Below are 20,791 nucleotides of genomic sequence, written 5' to 3'. Positions count from 1 at the left end.
GCAGTGTGCGCGCACTGTCGCCGAACGTGTCCGGCCGGTTGACTGAAATGCCTCGAAAGAGGCCGGCCGGGCCGCCGGCTCCCCCTCGCACAGTGCGGCGGCCCGTTTCCACGCCGTCCGCCCTGCTGCCTGCCCGACACTCCGTGGCGGGACGGACGGCGTGGCGCCGGTCACGCCGGGGACTGGAGGTGATCCGTCGGGTGCGGGGGCGGGTGCGCGGTGCTCTGCCGCACGGTGGCGCGCATCCCGGTGGGGGTGCTCCCCACATGCCGCTCGTTCCTCAGGATCAGCAGGGCCACGTCGTCCTTCGGCGGGCCGGCGGTGTGCCGCAGCAGTGCCGTGAGGACCGTGCGCAGTACGGACCGGGCGGTGAGCGGGTGCTCGCGCACGGCCTCGGTGAGGACGTCCCGCAGGGGGAAGAACCGGCCCTCGGCGTCCCGTGCCTCCTCGGCTCCGTCCGTGTGCAGGACGAGTGCGTCACCGGGCAGCAGGGCTCCGCAGGGGACGGCGGGCAGCTCGGACGGCAGCGGGAACGGGCCGAGCGGCGGGAGCGGATCGGTGCGGGCGAGCGGTTCGGCCCGTGCGCCGGTCAGCAGATACGGCCAGGGGTGGCCGCAGTTCAGGGCCCGTACGCCCCCGTCCGGGAGGATCTCCAGCAGCAGGACGGTGACGAACTCCTCGCCGGGCGGGCCGTCCTGGGCGGCGCCCGCCGGGTCGTGTCCGCCGTGGGCCCGCTCCCTCAGGTGCCTGGCCATCGCCCGCTCCAGCCGGCGCAGCACACCGGCGAGTTCGGCCTCGTCGTGGGCGGCCTCGCGGAAGCTGCCGAGCACGGTGGCGGCGGTCCGTGCGGCTCCGAGTCCGTGCCCGCGGACGTCACCGATGACGGCCCGTACGCCGTGCTCGGTGGCGACCACCTCGTACAGGTCGCCGCCGATCCGGGCTCCCGGGTCGGCGGAGAGGTGGACCGCGGCGGCGGCCAGGCCGTCGATCCGCGCGGGCGGGGGCCGCAGCAGCGCGCTCTGCGCCTCCTCCGCGACCCGGCGGGCCCGCCGCAGTTCGCGCAGCAGCCGGCACCGCACGTGCATCACCAGGCCGGTGACGATCGCGCACATCACGGCGCTGCTGACGAGGCGTGCGCCGAGGGCTGCGTCGTGGGCGAGCGGGCAGGTCAGCCGGTAGGCGACCGCGGTGGCGCCCAGGGCCGTGGGCACCGCGAGGGTGGGCACCCGTGAGGACAGGAACCGGGGTGGCACCCTGCGGGGAGCCCCAGGCTTGAAGCGGATCATGCCGATGGCCCCCCATATAGGCCCGGACAGCGCAGACCGGCCTCGAGAGGCCGGTCTGATTCTGTCGACCGTATGGCTTGATCCGGACGTATCACCTCGAATAGTCACCCGAATGAGTGAGGTGACCGGCGGGATGTGGGGACCGGGGGGTGCGGGGGGCGCGTGTCACGCCCCCCGCACCCCGGGAGCCGGCGGTTATCAGCCCCGCGGGCCGGCTTCGGTGCGCTTGGCTGTGCGGGCGGGGGCGGGGCAGGGGGTTCGCCCCCGCCGCCCCTTCCCGTCCCGTCCCCGGGGGCTGCGCCCCGGACCCCTTTGTCCTCAAACGCCGGACGGGCTGATTGTGCTGGACGGGGCGGACGGGTCGGAAGGGGCGGACGGGCTGAGACGGAGCCCTAGCCCCTCAGGACCGCTCCGGTGCGGTCGCCCGCGAGGGTGACCGCCGATTCGCGGGCCGCCGAGGCCTCGTCGACGGTCAGCGTGCGGTCGGTCGCGCGGAACCGCAGCGCGTACGCCAGGGACTTGCGTCCCTCGCCCAGCTGCTCGGCGTTCTCGTACACGTCGAACAGGCGGATGGACTCCAGCAGTTCACCGGCGCCCTCGCGCAGCGCCGCCTCGACGTCCGAGGCGGGCACGAACGCGTCGACGACCAGCGCGACGTCCTGCGTGGCGACCGGGAAGGTGGAGATGCCCGGCGCCTGCGGGATGCCGTCGCCGACCTGCTCCAGGGCGTCCAGGTCCAGCTCCATCGCGCAGGCGCGCGCGGGCAGGCCCAGGGCCTTCAGGACGCGCGGGTGCAGCTCACCGGCGTGGCCGATGACGCGCTCGGCGCCGTCGACGGTGACGGTCAGCTCGGCGCAGCGGCCCGGGTGCCACGGCCCGTATTGGCCCTTGCGGACGCCCAGTTCGGCACCGGCCTCACGGGCGACGGTCCGGGCGGCCTCGACCGCGTCGGCCCAGTCGGCGGTGCGGCCCTTGCCCCACCAGCCGGCCTGCTCGCGGGCGCCCGCCAGGACGACGGCGACGTGCCGCGGCTGGTGGGGCAGCGCGGCGTTCAGCGCGGCGATGTCGTCCTCGCTGGGGCGCCGGTCGACGGACAGGTTCGCGGCGACCCGCTGCTCCTCGCGCGGTCGGAAGACCAGGCCGGTCTCGAACAGCGCGAGGTCGTGCGAGCCCCGGCCGTCGTTGCGGCGCAGCGCGCCGAGCAGGCCCGGCAGCAGCGAGGTGCGCAGCGCGGGCTCCTCGTCACTGAGCGGGTTGACCAGCTTGACGACGCGGCGGGCCGGGTCGTCGGCCTCCAGGCCGAGCTGGTCGAAGACCTGCTCGCTGACGAACGGGTAGTTCGGCGCCTCGACGTAACCGGCACCGGCCAGGGCCCGGCCGATACGGCGGTGCAGGCGCTGGCGGGCGGTCAGCCCGCGGCCGGCCGGCGGCTTGGGCAGCGTGGAGGGCAGGTTCTCGTAGCCCTCCAGGCGGATGACCTCTTCGGCCAGGTCGTTGGCGTCGGTGAGGTCGGGCCGCCAGGACGGCACGGTGACGATCAGCTCGTCCTGCCCGTACACGTCGCAGCCGACCTCCTGGAGGCGGCGTACGACGGTCTCCCGGCCGTACGTCACCCCCGCGACCTTGTCCGGGTGGTCGGCGGGGACCGTGATGGTGTGCGGCGCGGTCGGGGCGATGGCCTCGGTGACGCCGGCCTCGGCGGTGCCGCCCGCGAGCAGCACCAGCAGGTCGACGGTGCGCTGCGCGGCAGCGGCGGCGGCCTGCGGGTCGACGCCGCGCTCGAAGCGGCGGGACGCCTCGGAGGACAGCTTGTGGCGGCGGGCGGTGCGCGCGATGGACACTTGGTCGAAGTGGGCGGCCTCGATGACCACGTCGGTCGTCGAGTTCCCGCCGTTCTCGGCGGCGTCGTGGTCGGCGATCTCCGTGTTGGCGCCGCCCATGACACCCGCGAGCCCGATCGGACCGCGGTCGTCGGTGATGACCAGGTCCTCGGCGTGCAGCTTCCGCTCGACGCCGTCGAGGGTGACGATCTTCTCGCCCTCCGCGGCGCGGCGCACACCGATGGTGCCCTGGACCAGGTTGCGGTCGTAGGCGTGCAGCGGCTGGCCGAGCTCCATCATCACGTAGTTGGTGACGTCCACGGCGAGCGAGATCGGGCGCATGCCGACCTTCTGCAGCCGGCGCTTCAACCAGATCGGGGAGCGCGCCTCGGGGCTGAGGCCGGTCACCGTGCGGGCGGTGAAGCGGTCGCAGCCGATCGGGTCGGAGACCTTCACCGGGTAGCCGAAGGCGTTCGGTCCCGGCACGTCGAGGAGCGCCGGGTCGCGCAGCGGCAGGCCGTAGGCGATGGCGGTCTCGCGGGCGACGCCGCGGAGGGACAGGCAGTCGCCGCGGTTGGCGGTGACGGCGATGTCCAGGACCTCGTCGACCAGTTCGAGGAGCTCGATGGCGTCCTTGCCGACCTCGGTCTCCGGCGGCAGCACGATGATGCCGTGCGTGCCGTCGTCGCCCATGCCCAGCTCGTCGCTGGAGCAGATCATGCCGTGGGAGGTCTTGCCGTACGTCTTGCGCGCGGAGATCGAGAAGCCGCCCGGCAGGGTGGCGCCGGGCAGGACGACGACGACCTTGTCGCCGACGGCGAAGTTGCGGGCGCCGCAGACGATCTCCTGGGGCTCGCCGGTGCCGTTGGCCTGTCCGACGTCGACGGTGCAGAAGCGGATCGGCTTCTTGAAGCCCTCCAGCTCCTCGATGGTCAGCACCTGGCCGACGACGAGGGGGCCCTTGAGGCCGGCGCCGAGGTGCTCGACGGTCTCGACCTCGAGACCGGCCGAAATGAGCTTGGCCTGTACGTCACGGCCGGTCTCCGTCGCCGGCAGGTCGACGTACTCCCGCAGCCAAGAAAGCGGGATCCGCATCAGATCTCCATCCCGAACGGCCGGGTGAACCGGACGTCACCCTCGACCATGTCTCGCATGTCCTCGACGTTGTGGCGGAACATCAGCATCCGCTCGATGCCGAACCCGAAGGCGAAGCCGCTGTACCTCTCGGGGTCGACGCCGCAGGCGGTGAGCACCCGCGGGTTGACCATGCCGCAGCCGCCCAGCTCGATCCAGCCCTCGCTGGAGCAGGTGCGGCAGGGGCGGTCGGGGTTGCCGACGGACGCGCCCTTGCAGACGTAGCAGAGCATGTCCATCTCGGCGCTCGGCTCGGTGAAGGGGAAGAAGTTCGGCCGCAGCCGGGTCTTCATCTCCGCGCCGAACAGCGACTGGACCATGTGGTCCAGGGTGCCCTTGAGGTCCGCCATGGTCAGGCCCTCGTCGATCGCGAGCAGCTCGACCTGGTGGAAGACGGGGGTGTGCGTGGCGTCCAGCTCGTCGGTGCGGTACACGCGGCCGGGGCAGATCACGTAGACCGGCGGCTCGCGGTCGAGCGCGGAGCGGATCTGCACGGGCGAGGTGTGGGTGCGCAGCACCACGCCGGACTCGGTGCCGCCGTCCGTCCCCCGCACGAAGAAGGTGTCGGCCTCGCCGCGGGCCGGGTGGTCCGGGCCGATGTTCAGGGCGTCGAAGTTGAACCACTCGGCCTCGACCTCGGGGCCCTCGGCGACCTCGTAGCCCATGGCCACGAAGATGTCCTCGATGCGCTCCGACAGCGTGGTGAGCGGGTGGCGGGCGCCGGCCCGGACGCGGTCGTAGGGCAGCGTGACGTCCACCGCCTCCTCGACCAGGACGCGCGCGTCGCGCTCGGCCTCGAGTTCGGCCTGGCGGGCGGCGAGGCCCTTGTTCACGGCACCGCGCGCCTGTCCCACCCGCTTGCCGGCCTCGGCCTTGGCGTGCGGGGGCAGGGCGCCGATCTCGCGGTTGGCGAGGGACAGCGGGGAGGTGGGGCCGGTGTGGGCGACCTTGGCCTCGTGGAGGGCGTCGAGGGAGTCCGCGGCGGCGAAGGCGGCGAGCGCCTCGTCCCGCATGCGCTCGATCTCTTCCGGTTTCAACGTCTCGACCTCGACAGGGTCGTACGACTTATTGGGTGCCGACATCTCTTCCCGTGCTTCCGATTGGCTGGCTGATGGTCCCCGTACCGACTCGTGGACGGTGCGTCCAGGTTTTCGGGACACAAAGGTGCCAAAGGCCGAGTCTAACGGGGTGAGGGAACGCGAATGCGCCCGTGGGGCCGCCGGGCGTCTCAGGTGAGATACGCCGGTGCCGCCACGGGCAACGTAAATCGGAACTCGGCGCCGCCACCGGGGGCGCGTCCGACCGTGATGGTGCCGCCGTGGGCCTCGACGATGCCCTTGACGATGTACAGCCCGAGGCCCGTCCCGCCGCGCTTGCTGCCCCGCCAGAAGCGGGTGAAGACGCGGTTCATGGACTCCTCCGGAATGCCGGGCCCCTCGTCGCTCACCGTGACCGACGTACCGGCGTCCTCCCGTTCGCGGGGGGACGCCGAGGGCGTGATGTCAATCGTGACGGTTCCCTCGCCGTGCCGCACCGCATTTTCCAGCAGGTTGCCCAGCACCTGGTCGATCTTGTCGGGGTCGGCCCACAGGGCGGGCAGCGGGCGCTGCACCCGCAGCAGGAAGCGGTCGGCCTGCTGTCCGGCGGCGACGTGGGCCTGGATGTGCCGTCCGACGGCGGCCCCGATGTCGACGGGCTGGCGGCGCACCTCCAGGCGCCCGGAGTCGATGCGGGATATGTCGAGCAGCTCGGCGATGAGCCGGGTGACCCGGTCGGCGTCGGCGTCGACGGTCTCCAGCATCAGCCGTTTCTGGTCGTCGGTGAACCGCTCCCACTTGGCGAGCAGGGTGGCGGTGAAGCCCTTGACGGAGGTGAGCGGGGAGCGCAGTTCGTGGGCGACGGTGGCGATCAGCTCGGCGTGGCTGCGCTCGGTGCGGCGTCGGGCCTCGGTGTCGCGCAGGGTGACGACGACGCGGCGGACGGGGCCGGTGGGTGCGGCGCGGACGTAGCGGGCGGAGACGAGGACCTCCCGGCCTCCGGGGAGCAGCAGGTTGCGTTCGGGCTGGCGGACGCGGATGGCGAGGCCGCCGTAGGGGTCGGTGAGCTGCCACCAGCGGCGGCCCTCCAGGTCCTCTAACGGCAGGGCGGTCTCCAGCGGCCGGCCGAGGGCCCGCTCGGCCGGGACGGCCGTGATGCGGACGGCCGCCGCGTTGAAGCAGATCACCCGTCCGTGTTCGTCGGCGACGACCAGTCCGTCGGGCAGCTGGTCGGGGTCGATGCCGAGTTCGGCGAGATCACCGGGCCGGGGCGCGGGCGGGCGCGCCGCCCGTTCTGCTCCCGGTGCGCTGCTCGTGCCGACGCTCATCCCCGTACCCCACCTCTCGGAACGTCCTCGGGGCGCCCCGTGCTCGAGCCCTGCCGAGAGCTTGGGGGAGGGTCCCCGAGCTGGTCACCCTACTAGTTCCCGGTGACGGAGCGGCACCCTCCGGCGGCGCGCTGTGCACGCGCCGACGCGTAGAGACATACGGCGGCGGCGGTGGCGAGGTTCAGGCTCTCCGCCTTTCCGTGGATGGGGACGCGGACGACGGCGTCGGTGAGGGCGCGGGTCTCCTCGGGCAGGCCCCAGGCCTCGTTGCCGAAGACCCAGGCGGTGGGCCCGCCCATGGTGCCCTTGTCGAGCTCGTCGTCGAGGTCGCGGTCCCCGGCGCCGTCGGCGGCGAGCAGCCGCACGCCCGCGTCGCGCAGCCCGGTCACGGCCTGTGCGACGGGGACGCCGACGGCGACCGGGAGATGGAACAGGGAGCCGACGGAGGCGCGTACGGCCTTGGGGTTGTACAGGTCGACGGAGGCGTCGGTGAGGACGACGGCCTCGGCTCCGGCGGCGTCGGCGCACCGCAGCACGGTGCCGGCGTTCCCGGGGTCGCGCACGTGGGCGAGGACGGCGACCAGCCGGGGCCGGGCGGCGAGGATCTCCTCGAACGGCGTGTCCAGGAACCGGCAGACGCCGACCAGCCCCTGCGGGGTGACGGTGGTGGAGATGTCGGCGATGACGTCCTCGGAGGCGAGGTGCACCCGGGCCCCGGCGTCCCGCGCCGCCCCGACGATGTCGGCGTACCGCTCGGCGGCCTCGACGGTGGCGAACAGCTCGACGAGCGTGCCGGCGTCCCCGGCGCGATGCCCGGCCGCCTCCCGCACGGCCTGCGGCCCCTCGGCGAGGAACAGCCGCTCCTTCCCCCGGAAGTTCCGCCTGCCGAGCCGCCGGGCGGCGGACACACGGGGCGAGCGGGGGGAGATCAGCTCGGGGCTGACGGGGGGCATCTTCTTCACCTTCGGGAGAGTCACAACGTGCGGCGCTTCTTGGGACTGGGGCAACGGTGTCGTCCCCTGGCGTCGGCGTGACGCGGCTGCCGTGGAGGCGGGCGTCGCCGCGACTCCCGGGGGCACGGGGCTGTATGACATGCGGCTCCGCCGCGTGGGCGCGACCAGCCGCAACGGACCCGCGGCCGAACGGCGGCCGACGACCTGGCAACGACAGGACCCGCAAGCTGCGAAGCCTGCGGGTCCTGGAAAGTCACGTCGGCTCAGGGCCGGCGCGGCGTCACGCGGCCTTGGGCGCGTTCACGTCCGCCGGCAGCGCCTTCTGCGCGACCTCGACGAGCGCGGCGAACGCCGTCGCGTCGTTGACGGCCAGCTCCGCCAGGATCTTGCGGTCGACCTCGACGTTCGCGGCCTTCAGACCCTGGATGAAGCGGTTGTACGTGATGCCGTTGGCGCGGGCAGCGGCGTTGATGCGCTGGATCCACAGCTGGCGGAAGTCACCCTTGCGCTTCTTGCGGTCGTTGTAGTTATAGACCAGCGAGTGGGTGACCTGCTCCTTGGCCTTGCGGTACAGGCGCGAGCGCTGACCGCGGTAGCCGGAGGCCTGCTCGAGGATCGCCCGGCGCTTCTTGTGGGCGTTGACTGCCCGCTTGACGCGTGCCACTTGTTTAACTCCTTGTAGCGGGGCCGTGGTTGTCCTCACACGGCCCGGAAACGATTGGGTCCCGGTGTGGGTGGATCAGGCGCTGGGCGCCCGGTCTCACTTGCCGAGAAGCTTCTTGATCTTCGCGGCGTCGCCCGGGGCCATCTCGGCGTTGCCGGTGAGGCGACGCGTCACGCGGGACGACTTGTGCTCGAGCAGGTGGCGCTTGCCGGCGCGCTCACGGAGCACCTTGCCGGAGCCGGTGACCTTGAAGCGCTTGCTGGCACCGCTGTGCGACTTGTTCTTCGGCATAGCGCCGTTCTCTCCTCGTCGGTGGCGCTCCGGTGCCCGGTCATGAGAACCGGGCACGGTGGAGCGTCGTACTTGTGTCGGTTTGCTTCCTGGGGACTCGCGTCCCCCGGGGTCACGCCTCGGCGGAAGCCTCGGCCGGAGCGTCGGCGTTCGCGGCGTCGGGGTCCGCGGCGTTCATCGAGCGGCCGGGGTTGGCCTTCGCCTCCGCCTTGCGGGCTTCCTGCGCCTGGCGAGCCTCGGCCATCGCCTCGGTCTTCTTCTTGTGCGGACCGAGGACCATGATCATGTTGCGGCCGTCCTGCTTCGGGTTCGACTCCACGAAGCCGAGGTCCTGGACGTCCTCCGCGAGGCGCTGCAGCAGTCGGTAGCCGAGCTCCGGCCGGGACTGCTCGCGACCACGGAACATGATCGTGATCTTGACCTTGTCGCCCTGCTTGAGGAACCGGACGACGTGACCCTTCTTGGTGTCATAGTCGTGCGGGTCGATCTTCGGCCGGAGCTTCATCTCCTTGATGACCGTGTGCGCCTGGTTCTTGCGCGCCTCACGGGCCTTCATGGCCGACTCGTACTTGAACTTCCCGTAGTCCATGAGCTTGCACACGGGCGGACGGGCGTTCGCCGCGACCTCGACGAGGTCGAGGTCGTACTCCTGCGCAAGCTCCAGGGCCTTGGCAAGCGGGACAATCCCGACCTGCTCGCCGCTGGGACCGACAAGTCGCACCTCGGGAACGCGAATCCGGTCGTTGATGCGGGGCTCGGCGCTGATGGATCCTCCTCGGTAGCACCACGCGACGGTCTGGCGGACAGCCGCGTAACGTCTGTGTTCGTGAGACCTAACCGCGCCGGAGCAAAGAAAATGCCCCGGACGATCACAGGCGGGGCTCCTCGAACTACCGGAACACCGCCGCGATGACCACGGGGCGCACTTTCGGGCGGATCGCCGCCTCGGGACGGGACCGCCTGACCGGTGACCCGCCGCCCTGAGGGCGGTCAGGTGGGAGTTCGAAGCCTCCACTTGTGGGCCGGGCTCGTGAGCCGCGAGGCATACGGGTCCGACCGGTCGTTACACAAGGTTAGCAGCTCCCGGCGGGGCGCACCAACCGGCCGTCTCCCGCCTCCTGCCGTCAAAGGGGTCGTCCCGCTGCGCCTATCGTGTGGGGCATGAGTGACACCTCCCCCTCGGACACCCCCGAGACCCCCGGCAACCCCGACTTCGACGCCATGGCCCGCGACATCGCCGAGGTCCCGGCCGTCGAGGTGATCGTGACGGTCGCCGTCAACCTGATGAGCGCCGCCGCCGTGAAGCTCGGTCTGTCCGAGGAGGGCGACACGTTCAAGGACCTGGACGAGGCCCGCAAGCTGGTGCACGCGCTGGCCGGTCTGCTGGACGCCTCCGCCACGGAGATCAGCTCGTTCCACGCGGCGCCGCTGCGCGACGGCCTGAAGTCGCTCCAGCTGGCGTTCCGCGAGGCCTCCCTGGTCCCGGACGAGCCCGGCCAGGGCCCGGGTGAGAAGTACACCGGGCCGCTCTACGCCTAGGACGTCAGGGACGTACGTACAAGGGCTCGCCCGGGGGCGTGGTCCCGGCCGGCAGGACTGCCAGGTCGAGGCCGCGCACCAGGCGGGCCCTCAGTGTTTCGTCGGCGGCGAGCCGCCGGGCCACGGCACGGGCGGTCTCGGCGACGGGGGCGTCCGGGTCGAGGACGAGGGCGAGGGTGCCGTCGGCCTGCCCGGGCCCGAGGTGGGCGCGCAGCACGGCGGGCTCCGCGGCGACGGCGGCCCGTACGGCCCGGGCGACGGCCGGGTCGGCGAGCGGGTCGGTGCTGGTACGGCCCTCGGCGAGCGCGAGCAGCGCGGGACCGGTCAGCTCGAAGGGCACGGGGCCGGACACGTCCAGGACGACCGTGTCCGCCTTCTCGTGCGCGGCGGCCTGCAGGGCCTGGTGCAGCGGTACGGCGACGGGGCGGGCCGCCGGGTCCCAGCGGGCGAGCGACTCGGTGGACGTGAAGGCGGGCAGGGCGGTGCGCCCGCCGGCCTTCAGGGTCGGTACGGCCATGTCGCTGGTCTTCTCGCGGCGCAAGCCGTTCTCGTCCTCCTCCACCTCGCCGAGCAGGGCCACGACGGGAACGAGCAGCCGGGCGCCCTTGAGCGCCTCCAGGACGGGACCGACGGCGTCGCCGTCCTCGGCCCAGGCGGCGAGCGCGGCGCTCAGCCGGGGGTCGGCGGAGCCGTCGTCGTCGCGGAACGGGGAGTCGGGGATGTTCTTGTTCGCCACGGTCACCGACCCTATCGGGGAGGGACGGAGCGTTCCTCGGACGCCTTCCCTTCACTTTTAAGCCAGGTCTCACTCCAGTACTACAAACCGCACGGCCGATGTACCGATCATTGCGGGCATGCCCTCCCACAGCGGACCACCGCGGCACCGTCGTGCCCGACGGTCGCAGCACCGCGGCCGTCGGGCCCGACGGCCGCGGCGTCGCGCCCTGCTGCCCCTCGCGCTCACCCTGGTCGTCGTCGGGAGCGGTGCGACGGCCGGTGTGATGTACATGGGCGCGTGGACGCGTCCGCGGGCGGAGACCGTGTCCCCGTCGGCGTCCTCGTCGGTCCTGCGGGCGGCGGACAAGGAGGAAGCGGTGGAGAACGCGACGGTGGGCCGGGACGCACTGCTGGCGACGGCCATGGAGTCGGTGGCCGTGGCGGACGGCACCGAGGTGTCGGTGGTGGTGCTCGACCAGGACTCCGGGGAGTCGGCCTCGTACGGGACGGGCGCCTTCGACACGGCGAGCATCGTCAAGGTCGACATCCTGGCGGCGCTGCTGCTCCAGGCGCAGGACGCGGGGCGGACACTGACCGCCGAGGAGAAGACGTACGCCGCCGACATGATCGTGAACAGTGACAACGACTCCACGTCGGCGCTGTGGCGGGCGATCGGGACCGCGGACGGGCTCGACGCCGCGAACGAGCGGTTCGGGCTGACGGAGACGGTGGGCGGGGACGGCCCCGTGTGGGGGGTGACGCAGACCACGGCCGCCGACCAGATCGCGCTGCTGCAACAGGTGTTCGGCACGGAGGGCTCAGAGCTGAGCGAGGCCTCACGGGCGTATGTGCGGGAGCTGATGGAGCGGATCGCCGTGGGGCAGCGGTGGGGTGTGTCGGCGGCGGCCGACGGTGCGGCGTGGGCGTTGAAGAACGGCTGGCTGCGGCGCAGCACCACCGGGCTGTGGGTGGTCAACAGCATCGGGCGGGTGACGGCAGGGGGCCACGACTACCTGGTGGCGGCGCTGTCGCAGGGCAACGCGACCCAGGAGAGGGGGATCGCGCTGACCGAGGCCGCGGCGCGGGCGGCGGTGTCCGTGTTCACCGGGGCCGGCGCGGACGACGCGGCCGGGGCTCAGCCCGCGTCGTAGCGGGTGCGGCGGCCGCGCCACAGGACCACCGCGGCGACCAGCAGCACTCCGCCCGCGCTGCCCGCCAGGGGGGCCGCCCAGTCGGCGGTGTCGTCGTCGGAGCCTGCGGTGTCCGGGCCGGGACCGAAGTACTTCTCGCCGTACGCCGCCGGTTTCAGGCCCTCCGGCTCCAGCCGGGACGCGGCCTCGATCGCGGCGGCCGGGTCGATGAAGCCGAAGCCGCGGGAGTCGTCGCGGCCGTCGGCGGGGGCGTTGCGGGCGGTGTCCTCCAGGAGCCGCTTGATCTGGGCCGGGGTCAGGTCCGGGTGGGCCGCCTTGACCAGGGCGACGGCGCCGGAGACGAACGCGGCGGCGGCGCTGGTGCCCCAGCCCTCGTAGTACTTGTGGTCGGGCGCGGCGATGATCACGTCGACGCCGGGGGCGCTGACCGTGGCGTACCAGCGGCGGGTGGAGAACGGGGCGCGGGTGCCGTAGCGGTCGACGGCGGTGGCGGCTATGACGCCCGGGTAGGCGGCCGGGTAGGAGATGTGGTCGCCCTTCTCGCCGCCGTTACCGGCGGAGGCGACGACGGTCACGCCCTTGCGCAGGGCGTACTGGATGGCCTGGTCCTCGCCGGGTTCGGGGTGCGCGGAGGCGGAGTCGTCGCCGAGGGAGAGGTTGATGACGTCGGCGCCGTGGTCGGCGGCCCAGCGGATGCCCTCGGCGAGGGCGTTGCCGCGGGTCTTGCGGGCCTCGGCGCGGGAGGGGTCGTCGTCCTCCAGGATCACGCGGACGGGGAGGATCTTCGCCTCGGGCGCGACGCCCATGACGCCGTCGGCGTTGCCGGGGCCGTGTCCGTGGCCGGCGATGATGCCGGCCATGGAGGTGCCGTGGAGGGCCCAGGCGGGGTCGCCCTCGCTCGCGCCGAAGCCGACGAGGTCCTTGCCGGTGAGGACGTTGCCGTCGAGGTCGGGGTGGTCGGCCTCGACGCCGGTGTCCAGGACGGCGACGGTGACGCCCGCGCCCTTCGTGGTCTGCCACGCCGCCTCGGTGTGCATGGCCTCCAGGGCCCACTGCCGGGCGCGGATGCCGTCGGCGTGCGCGGCGGTGGCGGGGACGAGCACGAGGGCGGTGGCGAGGAGGCCGCCGAGTGCCGCCGTGGCGGGACGCCGGCCGGTGACGGGCCTCATGACGGCTGCTCCGTGGGGGTGTCGGCCTTCTTGCGCAGGCCGCGTTCGACGCGGTCGGCGAGGCCCTGGGCCTCGTGGCCCAGGCCTGCCTGGGCGGGGGCGGTGGTGGCTCCGGACTCCATGGCGTCCTCGGCGGGTTGCGGGGTGTCGACGCCGCGGCCGTCGGCCCACCCGGAGACGGCGTAGACGACGACGGGGGCGTCCGTGAGGACGGAGATCGCCCAGGAGGCGCGCTGCCCGGCGCCGAACCCGGCGGCGGCGGTGCCCTTCGCCGCGTACGGCAGGGGCATCAGATCGGTACGGCGGTCCAGGCGCTCGGCGTCGAAACGGCGGGCGAGGGAGGTCATGCCGGCGGCGTCGGCCTCGGTGAACAGCAGGCCGACGGTGGTGACGTGGCTCTGGGTGGCGTCGGTGTAGGTGGCGCGCAGCAGACGCTCGCAGCCGACGGGGGCGAGGACCTTGCGCAGCAGGGCGTCGAAGGCGTCCTCGCAGCCGCTGTCGGGGGCCACGGCGATACGGGTCCAGGACCGGTCGGCGCCGCCGGGGCCCGCGCCCTCGCCCTGCAGGGTGGGCGGGAACAGCTGGTCGACCGGGACGTCGTGCCACATGTCCTGGGCGGCGGCGAAGCCGTGCCGGGTGCCCGGCCCCTCGGAGTCCCCGGCGAGCCAGCTCCCGGTGACGGCACCGCCGATGAGTCCCGCCCCGAGGACGAGGCAGGCGGCGGCCGCGACGGCCTGTGCCCGTCCCCGCCGCCCGAGGGGCCGCGGCCGCGCCCCCTCGTCGTACCCCTCCGGCTCCCCGAACGACACGACGGGCCGCCCCGCTCCGGGCGTACCGCCCGGAGCCGTGGGGGAACTCCAGGAGAGTGCGGGATCGGGCGCGTGCGCCGGGCCCGTCCCGGCGCCCGGCCGCGCGTCCGGGGCCCGGTCGCCGGGACCGGGCCGCCACGCGGGGCGGGGGGTGCGGGCGGGCGCGGGCGCCGGGCCCGCCTCGGAGCGGCCCGCGCCGCCGGTGCCCCGGCTCGTGCCGGACGCCGGGGTCGTGCCCGGACGGCGCGCTTCGTCCGTGCCCGGCCGTGCGGGCGGCACGACGCGCAGGCGGGTGGTGGTCTCCGACGGGGTTTCGGGAGGGGTGGCCGCGCCGCGTGCGGTGGGCTGCGGCGGTACGGAGGGTGAGCCAGCCGGGGACCGCGTGCCGCGCCCGGCGGCCGGCGGCGCGTCGGGGAAGCGGGCGGAGGCACGCGGGGGCGGGGGCGGCACCGGGCCCGTACCGGCGGGCACACCGTCGCCGAAGCCCGGAAAGCGCGGCCGGGGCGCCGGGCGGCCGGCGCCACCGGCGCCCGTGCCGTCCCGGCCGGCGTCCCCGGCCGGCGGGTGCGAGGTCTCACGGACCTCGAACGCACCGGACCCGCCGGAGGTCCGTCCACGGGGCTCGGGCGCGGCCGAGCCGCCGCCGGCCGGCGGGTGGGACGGCGCGGGCGGGACCGGGGCGTCGGAGGCGGGTTCGCCGGGCGTGCCGGCCGGGGGGCGGGACGGTTCGCGGGGGTCGAAGGGGCCGGAGCCGCCCGAGGTGCGGCCTCGGGGGCCGACGGGACTCTCCGGTTGCTCCGTGCCGGTCTCCGCCGGCCCCGGCGGATGCGCGGGGCGCGGGGGGACGGTGGGGCGCGGAGGGTGGGAGGCGCGGCGCGCTTCCGTGCTCATGCACCCCCCGTTTCGTCGCGCCCGCCCGGCACGGACTCGTCCCGGGCACAGATACCCGCACGGACGGCGCGTCATCCCGGCGCGGCCCTCCGGCCGGCCCCGTTCCGCCGTGCGTGCGCGTCACTCTACGGCGTGGTCCGCGTCGGACGGGAACCAGTCCGCACGGCCGCGGCATCTGCCCGGAACATCCCCTACCGTGCGGTAATCCCGTCTGGCAGGCTGCGCCCATGACTGCGCGCACCGCCGACCGGGCCCGTTACGACAGGGCCACCGCCCACCTCGACGCCCCCTTCGCGATCGTGGACCTGGACGCCTTCGACGCCAACGCGGACGATCTGGTCCGCAGGGCCGGCGGGAAGCCGGTCCGGGTCGCGAGCAAGTCCGTACGCTGCCGCGCGCTGCTCGAACGGGTCCTCGCCCGGGACGGTTTCGCGGGCGTCATGTCGTTCACGCTCGCCGAGTCCCTGTGGCTGGCCCGCTCCGGTTTCGACGACGTCCTGCTGGCCTACCCCTCCGCCGACCGCGCCGGCTACGCCGAACTCGCCGCCGACCCCGAGCTCGCCGCCGCCGTCACGGTCATGGTCGACGATCCGGCGCAGCTGGACCTGATCGACGCCTCACGCGCGGGCGGCGGTGAAGTGGTGCGCGTCTGCCTGGAACTGGACACGTCCCTGAGGCTGTTCGGCGGGCGGGTGCGGATCGGCGCCCGGCGTTCCCCGCTGCACTCCCCCGCCCAGGTCGCCGAGTTCGCGCGGGCGGTGGCGCGGCGGCCCGGGTTCGCGGTCGTCGGGATCATGGCGTACGAGGGGCATGTGGCCGGTGTCGGCGACGCGGTGGCCGGACGGCCGCTGCGGTCGCGTGCGGTACGGCTGATGCAGGCCGCCGCACGCCGTGAACTCGCCGAGCGGCGGGCCGCGGTGGTGCGGGCGGTGCGGGAGGTCGTACCCGGTCTGGAGTACGTCAACGGCGGGGGCACGGGCAGCGTGCAGCACACCGCCGCGGAGGACGCGGTCACCGAGATCGCGGCCGGTTCGGGGCTGTACGTGCCGCGCCTGTTCGACAACTACACGTCGTTCAACGGGCGTCCGGCGGCCCTGTTCGCCCTGCCCGTCGTACGGCGGCCCGGTGTCGGCGTGGTGACGGTGCTGGGCGGGGGCTATCCGGCGTCCGGCGCGCCCGGCGCGGACCGGCTGCCGGTGCCGTATCTGCCCGAGGGGCTGCGGTACGACGCCCAGGAGGGGCCGGGCGAGGTGCAGACGCCGCTGCTGGGCTCGCCCGCCGACGATCTGCTGATCGGCGACAAGGTGTGGTTCCGGCACGCCAAGGCGGGCGAGCTGTGCGAGCGGTTCGACGCGCTGCACCTGGTGGAGGGTGACGCGGTGACGGCGACCGTGCCGACGTACCGGGGCGAGGGGCACACGTTCCTCTAGGGGTCCGCGCGTTCCTTCGGCCAGGGGTCCGCGTGTTCCTTCGGCGGCTCAGTCCGCCGGGCCGATGCTGCTGCCGACGCCGCCGCCGGAGGCCGGGTCGGTGACCGAGCGGATGCCCTCGGTGATGCGGTCCATGTCGGCCGGGGGCGGGCCGTCCTCGCCGGCGTCGAAGACGTAGCGGACGAGGACCGGGGACCCGGTGCCGACGCTGGAGGGGAACACCAGCGACTGCACGTAGCCGCCGGGCCCCTCGGCGGTGGTGACGCGCCAGCGCACGAAGTACCCGGCGCGGCCCGCCACCGCGACCGGGCCGGACTTCACGACCTCGTGGGACTCCAGGCCGCCGTAGGGGCGCCGGCCGAGGACGTCCTCGTCGAAGGCCTCTTCGGCCGCGTCGGAGACGTCCTCCTCGGCGAGCGCCTCGGGCGAGGTCTCGTCGTTCTCGGTGACGGTGCGGGAGATGACGAGGCCGTGCCGGCAGACGGTGCCGTCGCCGGGGCAGTCGTAGGTGCCGTCGGTGGTCATGACGACGTCGTCCTGGGTCACGTTCTCGGGGCGGACCCAGCCGTCGAGGAGCGGGAAGGTGATCCCGTTGAGCTGGTCCTCGACGACGTCCGGGTCCTCGGCGGGCGCCTCGGACGTGGACGGTGACGGGGGCTCGGGGGCCGGTGTGGTGGCCGTCGGACCGGTGCGCGTCTCCGGGTCGCCGCCGTCCCCGCCGAGGAGCACCGCGCCGGTGACGATCGCCGCGGCCAGCACGGCACCGGCGGTGGTGAGGGCGATCGCCCTGACGCGTCCGGTGCCGCCCGTGCCGTCCGTGGACGGGGCCGGCGGCACGGCGGGAGCCCCGGGCGTGCGCCGGTGCCCGGTCCAGGCCGTGCCGTCCCACCAGCGTTCCAGGTGCGGGGCGTGCGGGTCGCGGTACCAGCCGGGCGGGGGCGTCATGCTCATCCGGGCACTGTAGGGCGAACGCTAGAGCGGTGTGACGTACGCCCCCGAGATCCCGCCGTCCACCAGGAAGTCGGTGGCGTTGACGAAGGAGGAGTCGTCGCTGGCCAGGAAGGCGACGGCGGCGGCGATCTCCTCGGCCTCGGCGAACCGGCCGAGCGGGATGTGCACCAGGCGGCGGGCCGCGCGCTCGGGGTCCTTGGCGAACAGCTCCTGCAGCAGCGGGGTGTTGACCGGGCCGGGGCACAGGGCGTTGACGCGGATGCCCTCGCGGGCGAACTGCACGCCGAGTTCCCGGGACATGGCGAGGACGCCGCCCTTGGAGGCGGTGTACGAGATCTGGCTGGTGGCCGCCCCCATCCGGGCCACGAACGACGCGGTGTTGATGATGGAGCCCTTGCCCTGGCGCCGCATGTAGGGGATGGCCGCCTTGCAGCACAGGTAGACGGAGGTGAGGTTGACCTCCTGGACGCGTTTCCAGGCGTCGAGGCCGGTCTCCAGGATGGAGTCGTCGTCGGGCGGGGAGATGCCGGCGTTGTTGAAGGCGACGTCGACGCTGCCGTAGGTGTCGTACGCGGCCTCGAACAGGGCCTCGACCTGCTCGGGGTCGGTGACGTCGACGCCGACGAAGAGGCCGCCGGTCTCCTCGGCGGCGGCCTTGCCGCGTGTCTCGTCCACGTCCCCGCAGACGACGTGGGCGCCCTCGGAGGCGAGCCGGCGGGCGGTGGCGAGGCCGATGCCGCTGCCGGCTCCGGTGACGACTGCGGTGCGGCCGGCCAGTCGGCGGCAGATGGTCTCTTCGCTCATGTGCGGTCAGGCCTCCGTGCTGATGAAGACGTTCTTGGTTTCGGTGAAGGCGCTCAGCGCGTCCGGGCCGAGCTCGCGGCCGACGCCGGACTGCTTGAACCCGCCGAAGGGGGTCCAGTAGCGGACGCTGGAGTGGGAGTTGACGGACAGGTTGCCCGCGCGCACCGCCCGGGAGACGCGCAGGGCGCGGCCGACGTCCCGGGTCCACAGGGAGCCCGAGAGGCCGTAGTCGGTGGCGTTGGCCAGGCGTACGGCGTCGGCCTCGTCGTCGAAGGGGAGGACGACGGCGACGGGGCCGAAGACCTCCTCGACGGCGACGCGCGCGCGGGGGTCGACGCCGGTGAGGACGGTGGGCGGGAACCAGTAGCCGGGGCCCTCGGGGGCCTTGCCGCGGATGCCGTCGAGGCCGTCGGTGGCGTAGGAGCGGACGCGGGCGAGCTGGCCGGCGGAGATCAGCGGGCCCATCTGCGTGTTCTCGTCGGCCGGGTCGCCGACCCGGACCGCCTCGATCGCGGGGGCGAGCAGTTCCAGGAACCGGTCGTGCGCGGAGCGCTGGACGAGGATGCGGGTGCGGGCGCAGCAGTCCTGTCCGGCGTTGTCGAGGAAGGACATGGGTGCGGCGGCCGCGGCGGCCTCCAGGTCGGCGTCGGCGAAGACGATGTTGGGGCTCTTGCCGCCGAGTTCGAGGGTGACGCGCTTGAGGCGGTCCGCGCCCTTGGCCCACACCTGTCTGCCCACGGCCGTCGACCCGGTGAACACGATCTTGGCGACGCCGGGGTGTTCCACGAGGGCGTTCCCGGCGACGGGACCGTGTCCGGGCAGCACCTGGAACAGGCCCTCGGGGAGTCCTGCCGCCAGGGCGAGCTCGGCCAGGCGCAGGGCGGTGAGGGGGGTGGTCTCGGCGGGTTTGAGGAGCACCGCGTTGCCGGCGGCGAGGGCGGGTGCGGTGCCCCAGGCCGCGATGGGCATCGGGAAGTTCCAGGGGGCGATCACGCCGACGACGCCGAGCGGTTCGAGGAAGGTGACGTCCACGCCGCCGGGGACCGGGATCTGGCGGCCGGTGAGGCGCTCCACTCCCCCGGCCGCGTAGTCGAGCAGGTCGCGGACGTTGCCCGCCTCCCAGCGGGCGTTGCCGAGGGTGTGGCCGGCCTCGCGGACCTCCAGGCGGGCCAGTTCCTCGAGGTGCGCGTCGACCGTGGCGGCGAACCGGCGCAGCAGCCGGGCCCGGTCGCCGGGGGCGAGGGCGGCCCAGGCGGTCTGCGCGCGGGCGGCGCGGACGACGGCCGCGTCGACGTCGGCGGCGGTCGCGGCCGGGACGGTGGCGATCACCTCCTCGGTCGCGGGGTTGCGTACCTGGAGCTCGTCGGGCTGGTCGGACAAGGAGGGCCTCACATGCGTTCGAAGGAGCGGCGCAGTTCCCAGTCGGTGACCGCGGCGTCGAAGGCGTCGGTCTCGACGCGCGCCATGTTGCGGTAGTGCGCGACGACCTCGTCGCCGAAGGCCGCCTTGGCGATCGCGCTGTTCTCCCACAGCTCGGCGGCCTCGCGCAGGGTGGTGGGGACGTGCTCGAAGCCGGCGGTGTAGGCGTTGCCGGAACAGGGTTCGGGCAGCTGGAGCTTCTGCTCGATGCCGTACAGCCCCGCGGCGACCATGCCGGCCACGGCGAGGTACGGGTTGACGTCACCGCCGGGCAGCCGGTTCTCGAAGCGCAGGGAGCGGCCGTGGCCGACCACCCGCAGGGCGCAGGTGCGGTTGTCGTGCCCCCAGGCGACGGCGGTCGGGGCGAAGGAGCCCGGCTGGAACCGCTTGTAGGAGTTGATGTGCGGGGCGTAGAGCAGGGAGAACTCGCGGAGCGCGGCGAGCTGCCCGGCGAGGAAGTGGCGCATGACCTCGGACATGGCGTCCGGCTCCTCGGCGGAGTCCGGCATGACGCTGTCACCGCCGAGATCGGCGAGGGAGAGGTGGATGTGGCAGGAGTTGCCCTCGCGCTCGTTGTACTTGGCCATGAAGGTGATGGAGACGCCCTCCTGGGCGGCGATCTCCTTGGCGCCGGTCTTGTAGATCGCGTGCTGGTCGCAGGTGACCAGGGCCTCGTCGTAGCGGAAGGCGATCTCGTGCTGGCCGGGGTTGCACTCGCCCTTGGCGGACTCCACGGTGAGTCCGGCGCCGGCCATCTCGTTGCGGATGCGGCGCAGCAGGGGCTCGATGCGGCCGGTGCCGAGCACCGAGTAGTCGACGTTGTACTGGTTGGCGGGGGTGAGCCCGCGGTAGCCGGCGTCCCAGGCCTGTTCGTAGGTGTCCTTGAAGACGATGAACTCCAGCTCGGTGCCGACCCGGGCGGTGTGGCCGAGGGCGGCGAGGCGGTCCAGCTGGCGGCGCAGTATCTGCCGGGGGGCGGCGGCGACCGGGGAGCCGTCGGCCCAGGCGAGGTCGGCGACGACCATGGCGGTGCCCTCGTTCCAGGGCACCCGGCGCAGGGTGTCGAGGTCGGGGTACATGGCGAAGTCGCCGTAGCCGGTCTCCCAGGAGGACATGGCGTAGCCGTCGACGGTGTTCATGTCGGCGTCGACGGCGAGCAGGTAGTTGCAGCCCTCGGTGCCGTGCCGGAGTACCTCGTCGAGGAAGAAGCGCGCGGCGAACCGCTTGCCCTGGAGCCGCCCCTGCATGTCGGGGAAGGCCAGGACGACGGTGTCGATCTCACCGCCGGCGACGAGGGCGTGCAGCTCCTCGACGGAGAGCGGGGGTGTGCGGTCTGCCACGGGAGAGCCTCCTCGGCTTCTTCGGGCTTCTTCGGTCGAGCCGGGAGCCATAAGGTAT

18 protein-coding genes are annotated in these 20,791 nt (G+C 73.7%); 3 read left to right on the top strand and 15 right to left on the bottom strand.

Features of this window, described 5'->3' with window-relative positions; all coding sequences use genetic code 11:
* Nucleotides 1-170 precede the first annotated feature (170 nt).
* From AB0A94_RS26300 to infC, 8 genes are all read right to left on the bottom strand, one after another.
* Nucleotides 171-1,286 (bottom strand): PP2C family protein-serine/threonine phosphatase, encoded by a 1,116-nt coding sequence (locus AB0A94_RS26300; protein ID WP_361748190.1) that lies wholly within the window; start codon nt 1,284-1,286, stop codon nt 171-173.
* A gap of 392 nt (nt 1,287-1,678) precedes the next feature.
* Nucleotides 1,679-4,201 (bottom strand): phenylalanine--tRNA ligase subunit beta, encoded by a 2,523-nt coding sequence (gene pheT, locus AB0A94_RS26295; RefSeq protein WP_361748188.1) that lies wholly within the window; start codon nt 4,199-4,201, stop codon nt 1,679-1,681.
* Complete coding sequence (pheS, locus tag AB0A94_RS26290; protein WP_361748185.1) at nt 4,201-5,322, bottom strand: phenylalanine--tRNA ligase subunit alpha; 1,122 nt, start codon at nt 5,320-5,322, stop codon at nt 4,201-4,203. Before pheS ends, pheT begins: the two co-directional genes overlap by 1 nt.
* Nucleotides 5,323-5,468: 146 nt before the next feature.
* Nucleotides 5,469-6,605, bottom strand: coding sequence for an ATP-binding protein (locus AB0A94_RS26285; RefSeq protein WP_361748183.1), 1,137 nt, complete (start codon nt 6,603-6,605; stop codon nt 5,469-5,471).
* Between the two features lie 92 nt (nt 6,606-6,697).
* Nucleotides 6,698-7,558 (bottom strand): RNA methyltransferase, encoded by an 861-nt coding sequence (locus AB0A94_RS26280; RefSeq protein ID WP_361748181.1) that lies wholly within the window; start codon nt 7,556-7,558, stop codon nt 6,698-6,700.
* A 280-nt stretch (nt 7,559-7,838) separates the two neighbouring features.
* Nucleotides 7,839-8,222 (bottom strand): 50S ribosomal protein L20, encoded by a 384-nt coding sequence (rplT, locus tag AB0A94_RS26275; RefSeq protein ID WP_004933571.1) that lies wholly within the window; start codon nt 8,220-8,222, stop codon nt 7,839-7,841.
* 96 nt (nt 8,223-8,318) lie between these two features.
* Nucleotides 8,319-8,513, bottom strand: coding sequence for a 50S ribosomal protein L35 (gene rpmI / locus AB0A94_RS26270; RefSeq protein ID WP_004933563.1), 195 nt, complete (start codon nt 8,511-8,513; stop codon nt 8,319-8,321).
* Between the two features lie 112 nt (nt 8,514-8,625).
* The gene (gene infC, locus AB0A94_RS26265; protein WP_217130446.1) at nt 8,626-9,279 is read right to left on the bottom strand and encodes a translation initiation factor IF-3; all 654 of its coding nucleotides are present in this window, start codon (nt 9,277-9,279) and stop codon (nt 8,626-8,628) included.
* 395 nt (nt 9,280-9,674) lie between these two features.
* On the opposite strand from infC, the gene AB0A94_RS26260 reads away from it, so the two are divergent.
* A complete protein-coding gene (locus AB0A94_RS26260) occupies nt 9,675-10,052 on the top strand; it encodes a DUF1844 domain-containing protein (protein ID WP_361748179.1) in 378 nt (125 codons plus the stop codon).
* A 4-nt stretch (nt 10,053-10,056) separates the two neighbouring features.
* Here AB0A94_RS26260 and AB0A94_RS26255 read toward each other — a convergent pair whose 3' ends face one another.
* Nucleotides 10,057-10,788 (bottom strand): SseB family protein, encoded by a 732-nt coding sequence (locus AB0A94_RS26255; RefSeq protein ID WP_361748178.1) that lies wholly within the window; start codon nt 10,786-10,788, stop codon nt 10,057-10,059.
* 118 nt (nt 10,789-10,906) lie between these two features.
* Here AB0A94_RS26255 and AB0A94_RS26250 point away from each other — a divergent pair, with 118 nt between their 5' ends.
* Nucleotides 10,907-11,920, top strand: a complete 1,014-nt coding sequence (locus AB0A94_RS26250; protein ID WP_361748176.1) for a serine hydrolase — start codon at nt 10,907-10,909, stop codon at nt 11,918-11,920.
* On the opposite strand, the gene mycP is transcribed toward AB0A94_RS26250, so the two are convergent.
* Together mycP and AB0A94_RS26240 are read right to left on the bottom strand one after the other, a co-directional pair.
* Complete coding sequence (gene mycP / locus AB0A94_RS26245; RefSeq protein WP_361748174.1) at nt 11,905-13,089, bottom strand: type VII secretion-associated serine protease mycosin; 1,185 nt, start codon at nt 13,087-13,089, stop codon at nt 11,905-11,907. The two genes, AB0A94_RS26250 and mycP, sit on opposite strands and share 16 nt — an antisense overlap.
* Nucleotides 13,086-14,789 carry a hypothetical protein gene (locus AB0A94_RS26240; RefSeq protein ID WP_361748172.1) on the bottom strand — a complete coding sequence of 568 codons (1,704 nt, stop codon included), beginning with the start codon at nt 14,787-14,789 and terminating at the stop codon, nt 13,086-13,088. The genes mycP and AB0A94_RS26240 overlap by 4 nt, the downstream gene beginning before the upstream one ends.
* A 227-nt stretch (nt 14,790-15,016) precedes the next feature.
* Here AB0A94_RS26240 and AB0A94_RS26235 point away from each other — a divergent pair, with 227 nt between their 5' ends.
* Entirely contained in the window at nt 15,017-16,219 is a 1,203-nt protein-coding gene (locus tag AB0A94_RS26235; RefSeq protein ID WP_361748171.1) for an amino acid deaminase/aldolase, read from the top strand.
* 48 nt (nt 16,220-16,267) lie between these two features.
* On the opposite strand, the gene AB0A94_RS26230 is transcribed toward AB0A94_RS26235, so the two are convergent.
* From AB0A94_RS26230 to AB0A94_RS26215, 4 genes are read right to left on the bottom strand one after another with little or no spacing between them, the layout of a single operon-like run.
* Nucleotides 16,268-17,164: a DUF2510 domain-containing protein gene (locus tag AB0A94_RS26230; protein ID WP_361748258.1), complete on the bottom strand. Its 897-nt coding sequence runs from the start codon at nt 17,162-17,164 to the stop codon at nt 16,268-16,270.
* Nucleotides 17,165-17,191: 27 nt separating this feature from the next.
* Nucleotides 17,192-17,974: a 3-oxoacyl-ACP reductase gene (locus tag AB0A94_RS26225; protein WP_361748169.1), complete on the bottom strand. Its 783-nt coding sequence runs from the start codon at nt 17,972-17,974 to the stop codon at nt 17,192-17,194.
* A gap of 6 nt (nt 17,975-17,980) precedes the next feature.
* Nucleotides 17,981-19,354 carry an aldehyde dehydrogenase family protein gene (locus tag AB0A94_RS26220; protein ID WP_361748166.1) on the bottom strand — a complete coding sequence of 458 codons (1,374 nt, stop codon included), beginning with the start codon at nt 19,352-19,354 and terminating at the stop codon, nt 17,981-17,983.
* 8 nt (nt 19,355-19,362) lie between these two features.
* Nucleotides 19,363-20,733 carry a glutamine synthetase family protein gene (locus tag AB0A94_RS26215; protein ID WP_361748164.1) on the bottom strand — a complete coding sequence of 457 codons (1,371 nt, stop codon included), beginning with the start codon at nt 20,731-20,733 and terminating at the stop codon, nt 19,363-19,365.
* Nucleotides 20,734-20,791 lie beyond the last annotated feature (58 nt).

It is taken from the genome of Streptomyces sp. NPDC044984 (assembly GCF_040646935.1).
GTDB lineage: Bacteria > Actinomycetota > Actinomycetes > Streptomycetales > Streptomycetaceae > Streptomyces.
Note: the sequence above shows the minus strand (reverse complement) of the source record. Positions and strands in the feature narration are given on the sequence as shown.